Raw genomic sequence first — 17222 nt, forward strand, 5'->3', positions numbered from 1 at the left:
ACCAAATAAAAAAAGCGGCCATTACGGCCGCTTTTTTGCTTCAATATATAAAATGTGATGGTCTTCCATTTCAGTAATCGTAAACACCCAATCGTCTCTCTCAAGTATGTCATGAAGAGCGGTATCAATTTTCTCTGTTAAAAACCAGCCGCCTAAAGTGTCAACATCTTCATCATTCAAATCCGTTCCGAGGAGAACATTCACTTCGCCAATCAGTACCTTCGCGCTGAAAATGTAGTGGCCATCTTTTACTTTCCGAACTTCCGCAATTTCATCCGTATCGTATTCATCCCGGATTTCCCCTACAATTTCTTCCAAAATATCTTCGACAGTGACGAGACCGGACGTGCCCCCATACTCATCAATTAATACGGCCATATGCGTCCGCTCTTTTTGCATTTTAACAAGCAGGTTATGAATAAGCATGTTTTCAAATACCCGGATAACCGGTTTTACAAATTGACGCAGCGGTTCTACTTTCGACAACGGCTTTCCTTTTACCGCGACACTTAAGATTTCTTTAAAGTTGACCATGCCGATGACGTTATCTTTATCGCCGTCAATGACCGGATAGCGTGTATATTTTTCTTCTTTAATGACAGCTAATACGTCTTCGAGCGTATCGTCAATGGATAAGCTGACCATTTCTGTCCGCGGCACCATTATTTCTTTGGCCAGCCGCTCATCAAATTCAAAAATGTTATTTACATACTTTAGTTCGTTTTGATTAATTTCACCGCTTTTGTAGCTTTCTGAAAGCAGCAGCCGCCACTCTTCCTCCGTATGGACATCATCATTTTCAGAAGCCATCTTCAGTCCGAATAAGCCGGTAATAAACCGAGCGGATCCATTTAATATCCAGATAAACGGATACATAATCCGGTAAAACCAAATAAGAGGAACAGCCAAAGCAAGCGTAACCTCCTCCGCTTTTTGAATCGCCACCGTTTTGGGTGCCAGTTCTCCTACAACGACGTGAAGAAACGTCACGATGGAAAACGCGATCACAAACGACAGGATTGACGCAACAGAAGAAGCAAGTTCAAAATGCTCAAATAGTGGATGCAGCAGCTTTTCAACGGTCGGCTCCCCGATCCAGCCAAGCCCAAGTGCCGTAATCGTAATACCAAGCTGGCAGGCGGATAAATATGCATCTAAGTGTGTGGTAACGCGTTCGACCGCTAAAGCACCTGGTTTTCCTTCCGCCACAAGCTGATCGACACGCGATGATCTCATTTTAACAATGGCAAATTCCGCCGCTACAAAAAAAGCGGTTAAGGCGATTAATAGCGCAATGCCGAGTAAATTCACAATCTCCAATGACAAGCTCCGATGAGTCGGAGCATCCACCTCCTGTTTTCAAAAATCACAGTTATTTTTCTTATCATATCACGTTCGGCCTTTCTTTAACACAAAATCCGGCTTGGCTTTTGCCAAACCGGATGCGCGTTACATCTCACTGATGGTTACAAATTCATAGCCTTGTTTTTTCAGGGATGAAATCATTTCATCGAGGGCTTCAGCCGTCGTTTGATGAATGTCATGCATTAAAACAATCGAACCGTCTTTCGTTTCGTTTTTCACGATCGAACAGATAACTTTCGGGTCATGCGATTTCCAATCCATGGTGTCAATTGTCCAAAGCACTGGTTTCGCGCCAATAATCTCATTTACATTTTCATTGGTTGCCCCGTACGGTGGGCGGACAGCGAGCGGTGACACTCCAGCAGCAGCTTCTACTGCGGCAGAGGTACGGTCGATTTCGCTTTTCACATCAGCAGCTTCAAGCTTCGTAAAATCATGATGGCTCCAGGAATGATTGCCGACCTCATGCCCTTCCTGTACGATTTTGTTCACAAGCTCTGGATAATGTTCAACCCGGCTTCCAAGCATAAAAAAAGTCGCTTTCGCATGATGTTTTTTTAGTGTAGCCAAAATAGCTTCCGTGCTCGTCGGATTTGGGCCATCATCAAATGTAAGGGCGACTTTTTTCACTTCTTCATCACCTGCTGTTTTTTCTTCGGCTTCTTCAAAAGAAAAACGCTCCCGCCATTCCTTTTTTAAAAAAGGGGCAATCTTTTGAACGGGCAGGCTTCCTTCCCGCTTGTCGTGTTCATTTAAAAAAACAACATTATTTTTTTGAATAAATAAATTTGAACTTTTTAAATCGAGCGGCGTGTGCAGTGCACTTGAGGCTTTGTCCGGGTCAATAAACAAGTCAGATGGCCTGGCAAGTGTACCGTCTGCTGTATCGATAATAAATGTCTCAGCGGAAGAGCGGCTTTTTTCTTCAGTGACATACGTTTTTTCATCAAATAAAACGGAGTAAATTCCGCTGCCGGCTGGAATAAGCTCAAAAGTAAGTGACAAAGAAGCCGGTTGCTTTTTTAATTTTTTCTCATCTACTTTTTTTATTTCTTTTAAAAAATCGGCTTCTTTTCTCTTTACATATTTTTCAAATGCATCATTTAATGAGGCGTTTTTAAAAACAGGATATTGAAAGGCAAGTTGATATTGTTTTTCTTTAGCTTCTTTTGTTTTAATGTAAATATTTTCATAGGGCAATTTTGTCACATTTGTTGCCCAGGCTGTTTTATTATGATGTGTTGCTGTTACAATCATGTTGACCAGCACCATGGCAAGCAGTAAAAACAGGCTCGCAAGCAAGGCGGCTATGGCAGTTTTCTTCTTCATACGTATCCCCTACAATAATGCATTTTTTTGGATTTACCTTCCATTTATTATTGTAAACAAACAGATACTATAATACAATGCTTTTATGAAAAATTTGTTACTTTTTTGTCATGCTTTTCCTTAATTGTTGAAGAGCGTCTTTTTTTGTCAACGGAGCGGTCTCGGTCAGCTGTCCAATTTCATAAGCCCACGGGTACTCGATTATTGACCGAAGAGTATCTTTTTCAAAAAAATGTGTTGAATCCCCATAAAATAAAAGCTGTCCTTCATTCAAAATCAGCCATTCATCCGCCCATTCATACGCAAAGTCTATGTTATGTGTAGCACAGATCACGGTTTTGTTTTCCCTATGAAACTGGTCAATAAGAGCAGTCAGTCTGCTTGTATTAACCGGATCAAGCCCCGCCTCTGGTTCATCCATCACAATGATGTCTGGATTCATTGCGGCCACCCCTGCAATCGCCGCTCTTTTCTTTTCTCCAGCACTTAATGAATGAGGCGGCTTATGCCGAAGATGAGCAACGCCGCACGCGTTCATTGCCATATGTGCTTTTCTCTTTGCTTCTTCCGTTGTTTGCCCTTGCTGAAGCAGCCCATACATCACGTCTTCTTCAACGGTAGGAGCAAACAATTGCATATCTGGATTCTGCAGAACAAATCCAAACCTTGTACGCCAGTATTGAAGACACTTTTTCTTATATTGCAGTTCTTCGTTATTTAGGGATATCGAGCCTTCTGCGGGTACCATCAATCCGGATAAAATTTGAAAAAGCGTGGACTTTCCTGACCCGCTTTCTCCAAGAACCGCAACATTTACGCCTGGCTTAATAGAAAAAGATATATTTTTTAATGCCACTGTTCCATCTGAATACAACGCAGATATATTTTGAAATTGGATCATTTTTTCTTTCTCCAAAACGAACTCCAGTCTGCCACCGCAAAGTAGTCAAGTCCGCCGCGCAGTTCAGCAGCCTGCTGCCTTGTTTCCATTTCCAGCATAGTTGATGTAAATGTGTGGACTGCTGTCTGCGCCGCCATTTGAATACCCGGACATCCCCCGCGGAGTAACTGCGCCTGCCAAATAACTGTTTTTCGCTCTGACAGCTGAAAAATAAAGCGATAAACAAGAACGGCAATGTCAATAAACAAGGGGGAAATGCGGCTTTTTTTCATCAGCCAGGCGGTCTGGCTGAACGGAGTCGTTAAAATAAATGCATACAAGGCACAAGCGCCACCGAAAGCAGCCGAAGCCGTTAAAACAGCATCGTTTATTGATTTCTCACTGAAAGCAATCTTCAGCCATCCGTCAAATGAAAAAGCAATTGGCACAATCCCCATCGTAATAAACAGGAGCGGCGCAGTGAGCAATGTCAAATAAAATCGGATGGACGCTTGGGCCACTATCAAATAAAAAAGAGCGGCGCATGCAACAAATAATCCTGCAATAGGCGTCCGCCAGCATCCGACAATTAATAAGCAAATAAGGAGCAGCGCTGCTTTTTCCATCGGATGAACGAGTGAAAACCGTGTCTGGCGCGATACAGTGTCAATCTGATTCATGGCTTTTCCCGCTTTGAACGTGCCCGGATCGTTCCCATTACGTACCCGATAACCCCTGCTCCGATGGCAGCCTGAAGAGAAAAAAGCAAGCTCTCAGTTTCACCGCCGGGCGGTTCAAAGATTGGATTTGCCCACGGCGTGTAGTCCGCCTTAATCGCTGTGATTTTTTCTTCCGCCAATCTATCCGCACCGCCAAATTCACTGTCTTCCCACATAAACAGCGGAATCACGGCGATGGCGGCTGCAAACAAAATTAAGGCTATATTCTTCATGAAAAATTCACCCCTTTTAAGGAAGTACGATGTTTTTCAAGCCAGTTTACAGCCGCCGCTGTTAATAACCCTTCGCAAACAGCCAAGGAAATTTGAGTTACTGCAAAAATACCCGCAAATTCAAGGAATGATCCATATACACCGCCGGCTTCAGAAGGAAACGCGAGTGCCAATTGCAAGGATGTGACGGTGTATGTGATGATATTGGCGGAAAAAGCAGTGAAAAAGGCATTTGTGCCCGGCTTAACACCTGCCTTTTTTAGTCCTTTGTAAACAGCATATGCCGCAAATGGACCGGCCACAGCCATTGAGAATGCATTAGCTCCAAGCGTTGTGATCCCACCGTGCGCTAAGAGGAGCGCCTGAAACAACAAAACGACTGTTCCAAGCACCGTCATCGCAGCTGGGCCAAATAGCATCGTACCGAGCGCTGTTCCGACTGGATGGGAGCTGCTCCCTGTTACCGATGGGATTTTTAGTGCGGACAGTACAAAAGCAAATGCGCCTGCAAACCCGATCATTAATTTTGCTTCCGGGTTTTCATCAATCGCCTTTTTTAGTGTTTTTAATCCCCAAACAATAAACGGAATGACCACGATCCACCAAAAAACAGACCACCAAACCGGCAAAAATCCTTCCATTATATGCATCGCTGCCGGCTCTGTGTACGCGTTCAGCCAAAAAAAAGCAGCTAGAGCCAATACAACAGATACCTTTTTCATGTTATCACCTTCTTTTGTTGATAAATTCGTGCTGCCTTAACGAATGCAGCCGGCACATCTGGATTTGACGGGAAGTACAAGTGCGCATACCCTGCAATCGTGTTAAAAACCGTACAGCCGTCCGAGTTGTTTCCAAAACGGCTGTTTGACTGAAAAGCAGGAGGCATTTCTTCCGTATGTTCGAAAACAGAGTAGTGAAATTCATGCCCTTTTACTATTGTTCCTTCCGGCAGCCATGAACGTCTCATAGACATTAATTCACGATAGCCGAGCGCTGCCCGTGTGGATTTCATCCTTGTTCTCCCTTCCACAACACCGCACATTGGATATACATGGCTGTCCACTGTCACAAGTTCATTTGTTAAATACATGAACCCACCGCATTCCGCAAGTGTTGGCATGCCGGATTCAATGGCATTTCGAACTGATTTTCTTGTTTCACACTGTGCTGCTAAAACGGGAGCGAATTCTTCAGGAAACCCACCGCCTATATAGAGTGCATCTGCACCACTCGGTACCGGATCACCGGCAAGCGGTGAAAAAAAGTGAAGATCAGCACCTTGCGCCTGCAGCATTTCAAGATTTTCTTCATAATAAAAATGAAAAGCCGCATCTTTTGCGACTGCGATGGTAACGGGCGTTTCTTCTTTTTTATCGAAAATAGTTTGTTGAAGAGCCGGCAGTTCCTGTGCTGTAGAAAGTTTTATTACTTGCTCTAAATCAATGGTTTTCTCTGCCGCTTCTGCCAATGCGTCAAAAAAGCTGTTTAAATCACCGCGTTCAACCGCCGGTACGAGACCGAGATGACGCTCCGGCACGTTGACCCCCGGCATTTTTAATAAATGTCCAACAACCGGAATGCCGCATTCCTGCATGACAGCCTGTTCAATGAGCCGAAAATGTCCTTCGCTGCCCGTTTTATTCGCAATAACCGCCACTATTTGTCCCGGTGCCATTGCCTGAAATCCTTTCACAACAGCCGCCGCGCTTCGAGCTGTTCCAGATGCATCAATGACGAGCAGTACCGGCGTATCTAAAAGACAGCTAATATGCGCAGTACTACCATCATTTTTAAGCGGATCTTTTCCATCAAACATGCCCATAACCCCTTCAATAATGGAAATATCCGCTTCTTTTGATGCACGTGAAAAAATACTCTTCACCGTTTCCTTATCACCCATCCAACTGTCTAGATTGCGTGACTGCCGTTTGCAAATTGCTGTATGGTACGTCGGATCAATATAGTCGGGACCACATTTAAACGGCTGAACAGAAAGACCGCGCCGGATTAAGGCGCCGAGCAAGGCGAGCGTTACAGTCGTTTTACCTGCACCACTTCCGGTGCCTGCTATGACCAATCGTTGAGACATTTTGATTCTTCCTCCTTTATGTATGTTCTCTAATAGATAAAGAGGTCTCCTGCATTACCGCTATGGAAATAGTAACATTGCCGCTTTTTTTCTTTGGCAGAACAATTCTTCCTCCGCCTGAAGCCAGATAAGCAGCCGGTTCACTGACACCATATGCACCGGTAAATTTAAAAACAGTTTCTGATTTTTCACTCATTGGCGCTTTATTTAATTCATCCGGTGAAAACGTTGTAAATGGCCAATTATTTTTTTCGGCGAGTGATAAAATCCCCTCTTCGTCTTTTTTTAAATTAATCGACGCTACCGTTCTTATGCACCTTTTGGAAAACGAAAGCTCATGAAGTGTTTCATCCACCACTGCTTCAATCTCCCGCTCGTCTGTGCCGCGGTTGCAGCCGATGCCGATTACAATCGACTTCGGACGGTACACAACCGGATACTGAAGAGAAGCAAGGTCCTTTTCGCTCAGCAGCCGATGCGTCACAACAAGAGCGGCATGATGGGCTGTTTGAGCCGCTTCTTCTACGGATGTTACAGTTCGAATATGCTGCGGCATCGGACGAGCATGCTTCCACCAGCTCGTTTCTCCTGACTCCTGCACAACAAGCACCGGCTCTTCATTCACAACCGCTGCTGCCGCCTGTGTTAAATACTGATCGTATTCAAACGTCCAGCCGAATTCACGGCCAAACATGTCAACGGGAATCGTTTTTTGTACATCTGATGCGGTTGTAATGACCGGCCGTGCACCTGTTAATCGGGCGACTTTGTGCGTCAGCTCATTGGCACCACCAATATGACCCGATAGGACACTGATCGCATGTTCCGCCCGGTCATCAAGCACCACAACAGCTGGATCGGTTTTTTTGTCTTTTAAAATCGGCGCAATCATCCGAACAACCGCACCGAGTGAAATAATGAGCACGATGCCGTCATATCTTTCAAACATCATCGGCAGCTGCAGCCGGACAGAGCCGTCAAATAATGTAATGCCTTTTTCTTCTTCATCGCCATGACGAAATTTTGACATGTAATATAAATTTGCCTGCATGTCTTCCGCGAGCTTGCGGGCGGTTTCTGTTCCATGTTTTGTAATCGACACAATCGCAATTTTCATTTTTTCATTCCCTTTCGGAATCCATGCGTAAAGGTTTTATCATACAATTTTGACCGGTGACCGGACTTGCCAATCTCCGGGTCCAGTGCTTTTCCGGCTAAAATCATCGCCTGCTTGCGAATGCCATTTTCACGCATCACTGCATCAAGATTCCCAATGGTTGACCGAACGATTTTTTCATCAGGCCATGTTGCCCGGTATACGACAGCCACCGGCGTTTCTTCCGGCCAGCCCGCTTCAACAAGTTCACGGGTTACCTTTTTGGTCAGCGTAGCGCTTAAGAAAAAGGCGATCGTGCATTCATGCTTCGCCAAGTCTTTCAGCTGTTCTTTTTCAGGCACCGGCGTCCGTCCCTCCGCCCGTGTTAAAATCACGGTTTGCGTTACATCCGGTATCGTTAGCTCCGCACCCGCTGCCGCGGCGGCTGCAAAAACCGAACTGACTCCAGGTACAATTTCTGTTTCAACGCCTGCTTCTTTTAATAAGGCGATCTGCTCGATAATAGCACCATATATAGCGGGATCACCCGTATGAAGCCGGACAACTTTTTTCCCTTTTTTTAAGTGATTCACCATCGTCTCAACCATTTCTTCCAAATGCATGCCGGCTGTTTTGAGGACCACTGCACCTTCCTTGCAGCCGTTCATCAACTCTTCATTGACGAGTGAATCCGCATATAAAATAACATCCGCTTCCTGCACAAGCTTCAAGCCGCGGACCGTAATTAAATCAGGGGCTCCTGGTCCCGCCCCAACGATATACAGCTTCATTTTTTCTTCACCACCATTAAAGTTAAATAGTTCGGTTCCGCCCGTTCAAATTCGTCGAGTGTCCAAATGACTTCATCTTCAGACGTCACTTTTGTGACGGCATGGGCGTATTGTTCAAGCCCAAGCTCCCGAATAACACTTGAGATAAGCGCAGCCACTTTTGCCACCTTTAGAAAGATCACGCAGTCGTGCTGCTCAATCGCCCGTTTTAACGCATCCCGATCATCCGTTGCCGGAATAATCGCCACCTGTTCATCCCCGTCCGCCAGCGGAATATTTAACCGGGCAGCTGTTCCATTTACTGATGAAATGCCCGGCACCACTTCTGTTTTCACATCGGGCATTTTTTTCAGCAGCACGTTTTTCATATGAATAAATGTGCTATACAGCATCGGATCCCCTTCTGTAACGAACGCCACATTTTGGCCTGATTCCAGTTTTTCAGCCACTGCGTCAGCTGCCTTATTCCATTCGCGTTCAAGAATGAAAGGATCTTTTGTCATGGGAAACACGAGGCCGAGCATGTCCTTCTCTTTTGGATCAATGTACGCGTCAATAATTTGGCGTGCGTAGCTTTTTTCGCCGGAACGTTTTTTCGGAAATGCGATGACCTTGCTTTCCGATAAAATACGAAATGCTTTTACCGTCAATAGTTCCGGGTCGCCCGGCCCTGCGCCAATTCCATATAAAATACCTGTCATGACTGTTCCTCTTTTCTCGTCGCACAAATAATGTAGACGGGGTTTTGCGCTTCAAAGCGCGTCATATTTAAAATCGGTTTTGACAGCGATACTTGCGCAAGCGCCATGTCGACGTCAAAGCCGGCTTCTTTAAATAGTTGATGGGCTTTTGACATGCTTTCGATCGTGACTGCATTTAACACAATCGTACCGCCCGGCTTTAACCGTTCGGCGCATGTGTCGATCAGCTTGTCCATATTTCCGGCCGTGCCGCCCATAAAAACGCAATCGGGGTCAGGAAAAGCATCAAGCCCATCCGGTGCTTTGCCGTGCACAAGCGTTACGTCCGTGCGGAATTTTTGAAAATTGGCCTTAGCATTTGTGAGATCCGGCTCATTTTTTTCAATCGCAAAAACGGCGCCATCCTTGGCGATTTTCGCTGCTTCAATCGCAATCGAACCGGTACACGTGCCAATGTCCCACACGATGCTGCTCCGGTGAATGTTCATCCGGCCAATTGTTAGAATGCGGATATCCCGTTTTGTAATCAGTCCTTTGTCCGGCTTTCGCTGGCTGAATTCAGCGTCTGGAATACCAGTTGTCCACGATTTAGCCGCACGATTTTTCTTTAATAGAACGACATTTAGCGGTGCAAACGATGCTGCCGCCATTTGTTCAAGAGTGAAATGGCGGCACCGTTCATCCGCAGCGCCAATGTTTTCCGCAACAAACGCATCGTATTCCGTCATGTGAAAATAAAGTAAATAACGGGCAATGGCATCCGGTGAATTTGTTTTATCTGTTAACAGCGCGACTTTTTCTTCCCCATCGATCTTCTGGGCGAGCCCGGTTATGCCGCGTCCGTGCACACTAATGATTTTCGCGTTTTGCCATGATTCGTTCATTCGTGCAAAAGCCAGCTGCATACTGGACGGCTGCGGGTCAATCGTTGCCTCAACACTTCCCGATAAATAAGCGCCGATGCCGTAAAAAAGCGGGTCACCGGATGCAAGCACAACCGCCGTGCGCGATTCATCCTGAAGCCTTTTTTTAAGCTCTTTCAAGTTGCCTCGTATGACAAATGTCTCTCCCTTGAAGTCAGGAAAATAAGACAACTGCCGTTCACCGCCTGCCAAAAAGCTGCTTTGGTATATACGGTCGAGCTGGCGGGGATGAAGAGTGTCTGCCCCATCCGCGCCGATGCCGATAATATGTATGTTATTCACTGTATTCCCCCTTTCCTAAAAGCTGTCCTTTCATCGCAAAGAGCAACGTATCAACATGCATTCCGCCTCGCACTTCCCGTACGGCATTTACCGAACAGCTGCGGCAAAAAAGCGCAAAAAACGCCGGATAGTCCGCCATCAATTCCGCTGCATGCGTCGCTGTATTGGCCCCGCGCACTTCTTCAATTTCTTCTGGCGCAGCCCCGGCTTCTTCAGCCATACCGGCCAAAAAATCCATATCAACCGGTGCACTTTTTGAATGCACCATCATGACGCCTTGTGCGACTTTTGAAAACTTCCCCGGCATGCCTGCCAGCGTTACTTTTTGAATGCCCAGCCGCTTGCAATGCTTTAATGTAAACCCGACAAAGTCACCCATTTCAATAAATGCTTCTTCCGGCAAATCCGGCAGCTGCGTCATCGCATACTTTTCACTTCGGCCTCCTGTCGTTGCCGCCACGTGTGTACAGCCTGAAGCAACTGCCACCTCAATCGCTTTAACAATACTCGCCCGGTAAGCAGATGTGGAAAATGGCCGAACGATGCCGCTTGTGCCTAGAATGGACAGCCCGCCTAAAATTCCGAGCCTCGCATTTAAGGTTTTCTTTGCCAGTTCTTCGCCGCCTGGAATCGAAATAATGACTCGGACACCTTTTCCAGCCCCGCTTTCATTAAGCAATTCAGTAACAACTTCTGTCATCATCCGGCGGGGTACCGGATTGATCGCGGCTTCACCCGGCGCAACATCAAGGCCAGGTTTTGTCGCACGTCCGACACCTTCTCCGCCATCAAGCTGAACACCTGCTTCTTCCGTCCAGCTGACCTCTGCGCAAATCACTGCTCCATGCGTAATGTCAGGATCATCGCCTGCATCTTTTTTAATGCCGACTTTTACAGATAACTCATTCACTTCAACAAATTCAGGGGTAAAGTGTGCCCATTGTTTCGCCGGCAAATAAATCGAAACGGATTCAGGCGGCTGTCCAATTAGAAGTGTTTGAAGAGCCAATTTTGCTGCCGCAGTTGCGCACGACCCAGTTGTGTAACCAGTCCGAAGTGGCTTATCCGGAACCGGCTTCATTTTACAGCTAAAAGCGACAATGCATTCAGCGCTGCGACCGTAACCGTGCTGCCGCCTTTACGTCCAATATTCGTAATAAACGGAATATCAAGCTTTGCCAGTTCTTCTTTTGATTCCGCTGCTGAAACGAACCCAACTGGCATTCCGATAATTAAATCGGGTTTTGCAATTCCTTCTTTCGCCAGACGGATAATTTCTAAAAGAGCGGTTGGCGCATTACCGATTGCGTAAATGCCGCCGTCACCGAGTGCCGCCGCTTTTCGCATTGAGATAATGGCCCGTGTTAATCCAAGTTCTTTTGCTTCTTTCATCACGTCTTCATCAGAAATATAAACATGTACGGAGCCGCCAAACTGTTCAAGACGAGGCTTTGAAACACCGGACTGGATCATTTGCACATCACAAATAACACGGGTGCCCTTTTGGATCGTCCGAATGCCTGATTCGATTGCATTCGGATGAAACAGCACACTTTTGCCCAGTTCAAAATCGGCCGATGCATGGATAACACGCTGAACGACCGCAAATTCTTCTGGCGTCAAATCATGCTGGCCATATTCCTCTTCAATCATTGAAAAGCTGAGTGATTCGATTTCCATCGGTTTGACCGTTTCGGGTACAAAAGCTGTTTTAAAGTCCATTTTTGGATTCCTCCAGACGATTTAATGTGTGGATTACTTGATCAAATGTTTCGCATTGATTCGGGTAGTTGACCGGCGGACGAGAAATAACAATCGTTTCAATCCCGAGTGATACTGCTGCTTCTATTTTCTCCGCCACCGCGCCAATCGCACCACTCTCTTTCATGACGGTTGTCGTTACGCCATAATGACGGCACAATGCCAGATCGAATTCTTTCGTAAACGGTCCCTGCATGGCGACAATATTTTTTTGCGGCAGACCCAGTTCCGCACATTTTTCCATATTGTCAAGACGGGGAAGCATTCGGGCAATTAATCGAATATCTTTATGCGGCAGCAGCTTTTCCGTGAATATTTGCAACGTTTTACTGCCAGTTGTCAGCAGAACAACACCACCTTTATCCAAAGCCGCATCAGCTGCTTCTTCATACGTATCCACTCGCGTGACAAGCGGGTGCTCTTCAATCTGTGTGCCTGCCCGTTCATAGCGGATGTAGGGAAGCCCCGCTTTTTGGGCAGCTTGAATGGCATTCCGTGATGCGTCCTCTGCAAAAGGATGACTTGCATCAATGACAGCGGTATAGCCCGTTTGTAGCAGGAGAGCCATATCATCCGCAGCCAGTCTGCCGATGCGTGCAGGAATTCGGGCTGACTCGAGCTCCGACGCCGCATTTTCGGTCACGACCGACGCCGTCACGAATCGCCCGGTTTTTTGAAGCTTCACAGCGAGTTCCCTCGCATCACTCGTACCAGCCAAAAAGAAAATCATCGAACCGCCTCTTCTTGGTCATGATGATGATCGTGATCATGGTGATGGTGGTGATGAACGCCCGCTTCAAACCGGTACTGGCACGTATCACAGTTCATTAATGGCTTGCCGCCGAGCGCTTCATCGATCCGGTCCGCAATAATTGTTTTCAGCTTTGGATGAAAACCAAAATAATCGGCCAGTGCAAATGACAACTCCGGGAATTGTGTGCGGAACAGATCTAAGTCTTTTTCAATTCGTTTGATTAATACGCCGGTAAATAAAAAGTAAGGTAAGATGATGACGTTTTGCGCCCCAAGCTTTTTCACTTTTTCGACCGCTTCAGGAAGTGATGGCTTTGTTACACCATAAAAAGCCGGTTCCACTGTTTCAAATGACGTTTTTTCCCATAAAACACGAGCAATTTTGCATAAATCACTATTGGCATCGGCATCGCTGCCACCGCGCCCAAGCAAAATGACAGCATCTCGTTCTCCAGCACTGTCCGGGTCTATTCCTGCCTGCTCCAGCCGTTCCTTTAAAATCGCCGATGTTTCGTAATGAATGCCGATCGGTTTTCCATATGTAAACGTCACGTTTGGATACTCTTTTTTCGCTTCATCAATTGCGGCTGGAATATGAATCTTTGAATGTCCCGCCGGCAGCAGCATAAGAGGTATAAGCGCTACCTCAGTTGCCCCACGTGCGACACACTGCTTGATGCCTTCCGCTATATCCGGACGCGCAAATTCTAAAAAGCATGTTTCATATAAAACAAGAGGATTCAAGTCCGGCAAAAACCCTTCCACAAACTGAAGAATTTGCTCATTGCCTTGCGGATCACGGCTTCCATGTCCAACAAAAAGTACTGCTTTCATATATTCTCCCCCTTATTCGCCGCACGGCATCGGCTCAACATCTGGCACCGGCATATCTCGATGTGTAAACCCTTCTACTGTCCCAACCCGCTTAAAATATTTGAAGAACCGCTCGTTCGGATGACCGGACTCGCGATATCCTTCCACGATCCGCGTAAGCATCGGAACGATTTTTTCAGGCGGGATGCCTTCTGCCACATACACACCTGGGTGCGCTGTACGGCTGACCACTTTTGCGCCTAAAAATAAGTCAAATGCTCCTTTTCGGTACACAATTCCAATGTCTTCATTAACCGCACCATAGCAGGCCATCCCACATCCATTCACGCCGATGCGAAGCTCTTTCGGTACGCTTAACCCGCCAAGATCTCTTTGCAGCTTTTCGGCTTGTGGAATTGCATCGCTTTTGTCGCCGTTACAAAAATCGCACGCTTTCACTGTGACAACATCGCCAACAGGTGCGAGTTCAAGACCAGCGGCGCGCAATTTGTCAATGATCGGCGCCGGGTCGGCTGTTTCGGTTTTCAGCAAAACGTAATGATGCGGCGTATATTCAATCGTCCCCTTTTCACCGGCTGCTTCTGACAATGCGATCAGCTGCTGCGGTGTAAAGTGCTTATTAACTACTCCAGGGCTGACAGCTGCTTCAAAAATCGCTTTTACTTCCGGCGGCGCGTGTTTTTGCTTTTGCATCGCTGCGAGCGCCTGAAGGCCAAGCTCTTTCAGCGGCTGCTTTTTTTCTTCTTCTCCACCATGAAGCGCCCATGGTTCATTTTCCGGACGAAGCCGTTCATGCGCGCGGAGCGGCTGCTTTTCTTCGGTCAATGTGTATTTGCGTGTATAACCACGCGGTGTGATCATGAGCCCGTCATAAAAAAAGGTCGTCGAGTTGCCGATAATGACTGTTGTCAGCATGCCGATGTCGTGCTCAAGCATTTCTTCAAGCGTTGTCATAACGACTTCTTGCCGGTCGCGATAGGCACTTTTCACAAGGCCGACAGGTGTTTCCGGCTTACGATATTTCAGCAAAATGCGCTGCGCTTCTTCGATCTGTTTTGTGCGCCGGCCGCTTTTTGGGTTATAAAGCGCAATGACAAAATCAGCAGCTCCGGCAGCATCAATTCGCTTTTCAATCAATTCCCACGGCGTTAAATGATCACTTAAGCTAATCGTGCATGCATCATGCATGATCGGAGCGCCAAGCAGCGACGCGCATGAATTGATCGCAGAAATGCCTGGAATGATCTCGACTGTAATGCCGGTTTTCCGATCCCATCCTTGTTCAGCAAGCACTTCGTAAACGAGCCCTGCCATGCCGTACACCCCAGCGTCCCCACTTGAAATGACCGAGACTGTTTTGCCTCGCTCCGCTTGTTTGACAGCCGCCTGCGCCCGGCTCACCTCCTCGCTCATCCCGGTCGAAATGACTTCTTTTCCGTCAATGAGTGGAGCGACGAGTTCCATATATGTTTTATAGCCAATAACATAATCACTTTCCTTCAGCGCCTGCTTTGCCCGATCAGTAATATGACCCTCGTGGCCGGGGCCGAAGCCAACAACGTATAATGTTCCCGTCATTTTTTCTCACCTTTTTCCGTTCCTTTAAATCGTCCATTCAACAGCTGCATCCTGTCTCCTGATCTCTCATATGCTATCCATTCTTTTACTGGCTGATCGTTTTGCAAATGCGAGACGACCATTTCTTTGGCGCGCTGTTCATCCATTTCAAAGTACCAGTCGGCTTCCGGATACACGACAACGACACAGCCATCTTTGCACCGCCCATTGCATCTTGTTCTTGTTGTATGAACATGTGCATCTAACTCATGCTTTGTAATTTCATTACGAATCACCTGGGTGACTTCTTCGCCGCCTTTTCGCATACATGTCGAGCCATTGCAAATTAGCACATGTTTATTCATATTGGTTAAATTCCATGTCGCCATCTTGATCCACTCCTTTTTTAGAAACGCAAAAAGCCCCCGCTTCTACGGCAGAAGCAGGGGCAGAAAATCGCATTAAAAGAGAGCTGGTCAAAAAAAGCCATGCGCATTCATCCCGTTCTTCCCACCGAAGAATGATGTATCAGCATTAAAAGCAGGTCTCCTGGCTTGCGGTCATTTTACTTTCGTCTCCCTTCCCGGACAAATCCAGTGGGTAATCAGACAATTTCATCACGCTTACAGTAGCGGGGGCTGCACCGGACTTTCACCGGTTTCCCTATTATCCCGGACGTACAAACTCCGGGCACTCTTAATGTTCGTATTTAGTTTTGTTGTGATTAACATTAGCAGGAAATGACTTCTTTTGACAAGCAAAAAATAAAAAAGTTTGTTTTACAAAGATAAAAAAGACCCCGTAAACGAGGTCAATTTGGCACAAAACTCATTATTCGCTGGACAACTCTTTGCCTATGAGACTATCAAACAATTTTGCCGACTTTTCTTTGTTTAATTGAACGTATTTACTTTCGCCCTCTGTAACAAGTTCCACTTTGTCTTTATTTGGACTAATCCAAAGAGCATAAACCAGGCCATTTGATTTATTTTCATCGTTCCCGTCTTTAAAGTGGAATTTATAATAAGGAAGATATGCCTTAAGCACTTCTGCATTTTGCCATTCAGTGTTAGCGAGTATGCCTTTTACCTTCTAGACTTCCCCGTTATTGTTAATTCCATGTGCATGTTCATATTGATCCTCTTCACCGGCTCATTTTTCCACTATTATTTTTGTCTCTTCGTTTTTCATTTTATTTTTGGCTTCGGCTGAACAGCCTGCTATTAAAATGAAAGATACAGCAAGAAGCACCACAAAAACCTTATGTTTTTTCAGGTCCTTTTTCCCCTTTATGTGTTGAAATTTTTTCAGTTCACCATGTAAACAAAATAGCCTGAAAGAACTCGGGTTAATCGTCTAAATCTGTTTCGCCAACATGTACTTCACCCGTTGAGCCGTTCACATAAACATCCGTTTCTTTATTGCCGTCACGGATTTCAATTTCGTAATGGCCATCATCAAGCTCAACATCTTTTACTGTGCCCTTCACTTGTTTTTGAGCGGCCGCAATTGCTTCTTCCTGTGTGACCGTTACATCAGCATTTTCATTTTGGTCTTCAAAATCATCATCGTCATCCCGGTCTTTTTTCACAATGTCGCCAGAGTTTCCGTCAATTTTCACATCATAATCCTGTGTATCCACTTCATATACCGGACCAGTCAAATTCTTTTCCAATTCAATGCTTTCAACAACTGATTGTGTTTCTTTTTCAGCGATCGATTTTGCTTCTTCCATCGTCAATTTCGCGTCAAGACCGGGTACTTCCGCTTGAATTTTGTCGTTTTGCACGCCCCATAAAACACCGCCGCCTAAAAGCCCTGCTGTTAAGAATCCGCCTGCAATCGTTGTTTTTTTCATCATTGTTTCCTCCTTGTTTTTCTTTCTTGCTTATATAATAGCCAGGCA

The 17222-nt window shown here is 46.1% G+C and carries 18 protein-coding genes and 1 riboswitch; all 18 genes read right to left on the minus strand.

The features are described 5' to 3' along the window. Positions 1 to 21: 21 nt before the first annotated feature. Entirely contained in the window at positions 22 to 1320 is a 1299-nt protein-coding gene (locus tag VQ00_RS08690) for a hemolysin family protein (protein ID WP_046179758.1), read from the minus strand. A 129-nt stretch (positions 1321 to 1449) separates the two neighbouring features. Next, positions 1450 to 2694, minus strand: coding sequence for a polysaccharide deacetylase family protein (locus tag VQ00_RS17700; RefSeq protein WP_052728419.1), 1245 nt, complete (start codon positions 2692 to 2694; stop codon positions 1450 to 1452). A gap of 97 nt (positions 2695 to 2791) precedes the next feature. Beyond that, a complete protein-coding gene (locus VQ00_RS08700) occupies positions 2792 to 3595 on the minus strand; it encodes an energy-coupling factor ABC transporter ATP-binding protein (RefSeq protein WP_052728422.1) in 804 nt (267 codons plus the stop codon). Next, positions 3592 to 4254 (minus strand): energy-coupling factor transporter transmembrane component T family protein, encoded by a 663-nt coding sequence (locus VQ00_RS08705; protein ID WP_046179759.1) that lies wholly within the window; start codon positions 4252 to 4254, stop codon positions 3592 to 3594. Before VQ00_RS08705 ends, VQ00_RS08700 begins: the two co-directional genes overlap by 4 nt. Beyond that, a complete protein-coding gene (locus tag VQ00_RS08710; protein ID WP_046179760.1) occupies positions 4251 to 4526 on the minus strand; it encodes an energy-coupling factor ABC transporter substrate-binding protein in 276 nt (91 codons plus the stop codon). The genes VQ00_RS08705 and VQ00_RS08710 overlap by 4 nt, the downstream gene beginning before the upstream one ends. Next, complete coding sequence (locus tag VQ00_RS08715; protein ID WP_052728424.1) at positions 4523 to 5248, minus strand: energy-coupling factor ABC transporter permease; 726 nt, start codon at positions 5246 to 5248, stop codon at positions 4523 to 4525. Before VQ00_RS08715 ends, VQ00_RS08710 begins: the two co-directional genes overlap by 4 nt. Beyond that, a complete protein-coding gene (locus VQ00_RS08720; protein WP_046179761.1) occupies positions 5245 to 6618 on the minus strand; it encodes a cobyrinic acid a,c-diamide synthase CobB in 1374 nt (457 codons plus the stop codon). Before VQ00_RS08720 ends, VQ00_RS08715 begins: the two co-directional genes overlap by 4 nt. A gap of 16 nt (positions 6619 to 6634) precedes the next feature. Then, complete coding sequence (locus VQ00_RS08725; RefSeq protein ID WP_046179762.1) at positions 6635 to 7735, minus strand: cobalt-precorrin 5A hydrolase; 1101 nt, start codon at positions 7733 to 7735, stop codon at positions 6635 to 6637. Continuing rightward, a complete protein-coding gene (gene cobM / locus VQ00_RS08730; RefSeq protein ID WP_046179763.1) occupies positions 7732 to 8505 on the minus strand; it encodes a precorrin-4 C(11)-methyltransferase in 774 nt (257 codons plus the stop codon). The genes VQ00_RS08725 and cobM overlap by 4 nt, the downstream gene beginning before the upstream one ends. Further along, complete coding sequence (cobI, locus tag VQ00_RS08735; protein ID WP_046179764.1) at positions 8502 to 9206, minus strand: precorrin-2 C(20)-methyltransferase; 705 nt, start codon at positions 9204 to 9206, stop codon at positions 8502 to 8504. The genes cobM and cobI overlap by 4 nt, the downstream gene beginning before the upstream one ends. Further along, entirely contained in the window at positions 9203 to 10411 is a 1209-nt protein-coding gene (locus VQ00_RS08740; protein ID WP_046179765.1) for a bifunctional cobalt-precorrin-7 (C(5))-methyltransferase/cobalt-precorrin-6B (C(15))-methyltransferase, read from the minus strand. The genes cobI and VQ00_RS08740 overlap by 4 nt, the downstream gene beginning before the upstream one ends. After that, on the minus strand, positions 10404 to 11492 hold the full coding sequence (locus VQ00_RS08745) for a cobalt-precorrin-5B (C(1))-methyltransferase (RefSeq protein WP_046179766.1): 1089 nt from the start codon (positions 11490 to 11492) through the stop codon (positions 10404 to 10406). Before VQ00_RS08745 ends, VQ00_RS08740 begins: the two co-directional genes overlap by 8 nt. After that, a complete protein-coding gene (locus tag VQ00_RS08750; RefSeq protein ID WP_046179767.1) occupies positions 11489 to 12133 on the minus strand; it encodes a precorrin-8X methylmutase in 645 nt (214 codons plus the stop codon). The genes VQ00_RS08745 and VQ00_RS08750 overlap by 4 nt, the downstream gene beginning before the upstream one ends. After that, positions 12123 to 12902, minus strand: a complete 780-nt coding sequence (gene cobK, locus VQ00_RS08755) for a precorrin-6A reductase (protein ID WP_046179768.1) — start codon at positions 12900 to 12902, stop codon at positions 12123 to 12125. Before cobK ends, VQ00_RS08750 begins: the two co-directional genes overlap by 11 nt. Next, the gene (locus tag VQ00_RS08760) at positions 12899 to 13759 is read right to left on the minus strand and encodes a sirohydrochlorin chelatase (RefSeq protein ID WP_046179769.1); all 861 of its coding nucleotides are present in this window, start codon (positions 13757 to 13759) and stop codon (positions 12899 to 12901) included. The genes cobK and VQ00_RS08760 overlap by 4 nt, the downstream gene beginning before the upstream one ends. Before the next feature lie 12 nt (positions 13760 to 13771). After that, positions 13772 to 15337: a precorrin-3B C(17)-methyltransferase gene (gene cobJ, locus VQ00_RS08765; RefSeq protein ID WP_046179770.1), complete on the minus strand. Its 1566-nt coding sequence runs from the start codon at positions 15335 to 15337 to the stop codon at positions 13772 to 13774. After that, a complete protein-coding gene (locus VQ00_RS08770; protein ID WP_046179771.1) occupies positions 15334 to 15705 on the minus strand; it encodes a (2Fe-2S) ferredoxin domain-containing protein in 372 nt (123 codons plus the stop codon). Before VQ00_RS08770 ends, cobJ begins: the two co-directional genes overlap by 4 nt. A 133-nt stretch (positions 15706 to 15838) precedes the next feature. Continuing rightward, positions 15839 to 16029, minus strand: a riboswitch (cobalamin riboswitch). A 635-nt stretch (positions 16030 to 16664) separates the two neighbouring features. Further along, on the minus strand, positions 16665 to 17177 hold the full coding sequence (locus VQ00_RS08780) for a PepSY domain-containing protein (protein ID WP_082091514.1): 513 nt from the start codon (positions 17175 to 17177) through the stop codon (positions 16665 to 16667). Positions 17178 to 17222: the final 45 nt, after the last annotated feature.

Source organism: Domibacillus tundrae (genome assembly GCF_000970675.1).
GTDB classification, from domain to species: domain Bacteria; phylum Bacillota; class Bacilli; order Bacillales; family Domibacillaceae; genus Domibacillus; species Domibacillus tundrae.

Bases quoted from the DNA above. Each gene is read 5' to 3' on its own strand.
- VQ00_RS17700 (WP_052728419.1), bottom strand. From the start codon at position 2,694: ATGAAGAAGAAAACTGCCATAGCCGCCTTGCTTGCGAGCCTGTTTTTA.
- VQ00_RS08700 (WP_052728422.1), bottom strand. From the start codon at position 3,595: ATGATCCAATTTCAAAATATATCTGCGTTGTATTCAGATGGAACAGTG.
- VQ00_RS08705 (WP_046179759.1), bottom strand. From the start codon at position 4,254: ATGAATCAGATTGACACTGTATCGCGCCAGACACGGTTTTCACTCGTT.
- VQ00_RS08710 (WP_046179760.1), bottom strand. From the start codon at position 4,526: ATGAAGAATATAGCCTTAATTTTGTTTGCAGCCGCCATCGCCGTGATT.
- VQ00_RS08715 (WP_052728424.1), bottom strand. From the start codon at position 5,248: ATGAAAAAGGTATCTGTTGTATTGGCTCTAGCTGCTTTTTTTTGGCTG.
- VQ00_RS08720 (WP_046179761.1), bottom strand. From the start codon at position 6,618: ATGTCTCAACGATTGGTCATAGCAGGCACCGGAAGTGGTGCAGGTAAA.
- VQ00_RS08725 (WP_046179762.1), bottom strand. From the start codon at position 7,735: ATGAAAATTGCGATTGTGTCGATTACAAAACATGGAACAGAAACCGCC.
- cobM (WP_046179763.1), bottom strand. From the start codon at position 8,505: ATGAAGCTGTATATCGTTGGGGCGGGACCAGGAGCCCCTGATTTAATT.
- cobI (WP_046179764.1), bottom strand. From the start codon at position 9,206: ATGACAGGTATTTTATATGGAATTGGCGCAGGGCCGGGCGACCCGGAA.
- VQ00_RS08745 (WP_046179766.1), bottom strand. From the start codon at position 11,492: ATGAAGCCGGTTCCGGATAAGCCACTTCGGACTGGTTACACAACTGGG.
- VQ00_RS08750 (WP_046179767.1), bottom strand. From the start codon at position 12,133: ATGGACTTTAAAACAGCTTTTGTACCCGAAACGGTCAAACCGATGGAA.
- cobK (WP_046179768.1), bottom strand. From the start codon at position 12,902: ATGATTTTCTTTTTGGCTGGTACGAGTGATGCGAGGGAACTCGCTGTG.
- VQ00_RS08760 (WP_046179769.1), bottom strand. From the start codon at position 13,759: ATGAAAGCAGTACTTTTTGTTGGACATGGAAGCCGTGATCCGCAAGGC.
- cobJ (WP_046179770.1), bottom strand. From the start codon at position 15,337: ATGACGGGAACATTATACGTTGTTGGCTTCGGCCCCGGCCACGAGGGT.
- VQ00_RS08770 (WP_046179771.1), bottom strand. From the start codon at position 15,705: ATGGCGACATGGAATTTAACCAATATGAATAAACATGTGCTAATTTGC.
- VQ00_RS08780 (WP_082091514.1), bottom strand. From the start codon at position 17,177: ATGATGAAAAAAACAACGATTGCAGGCGGATTCTTAACAGCAGGGCTT.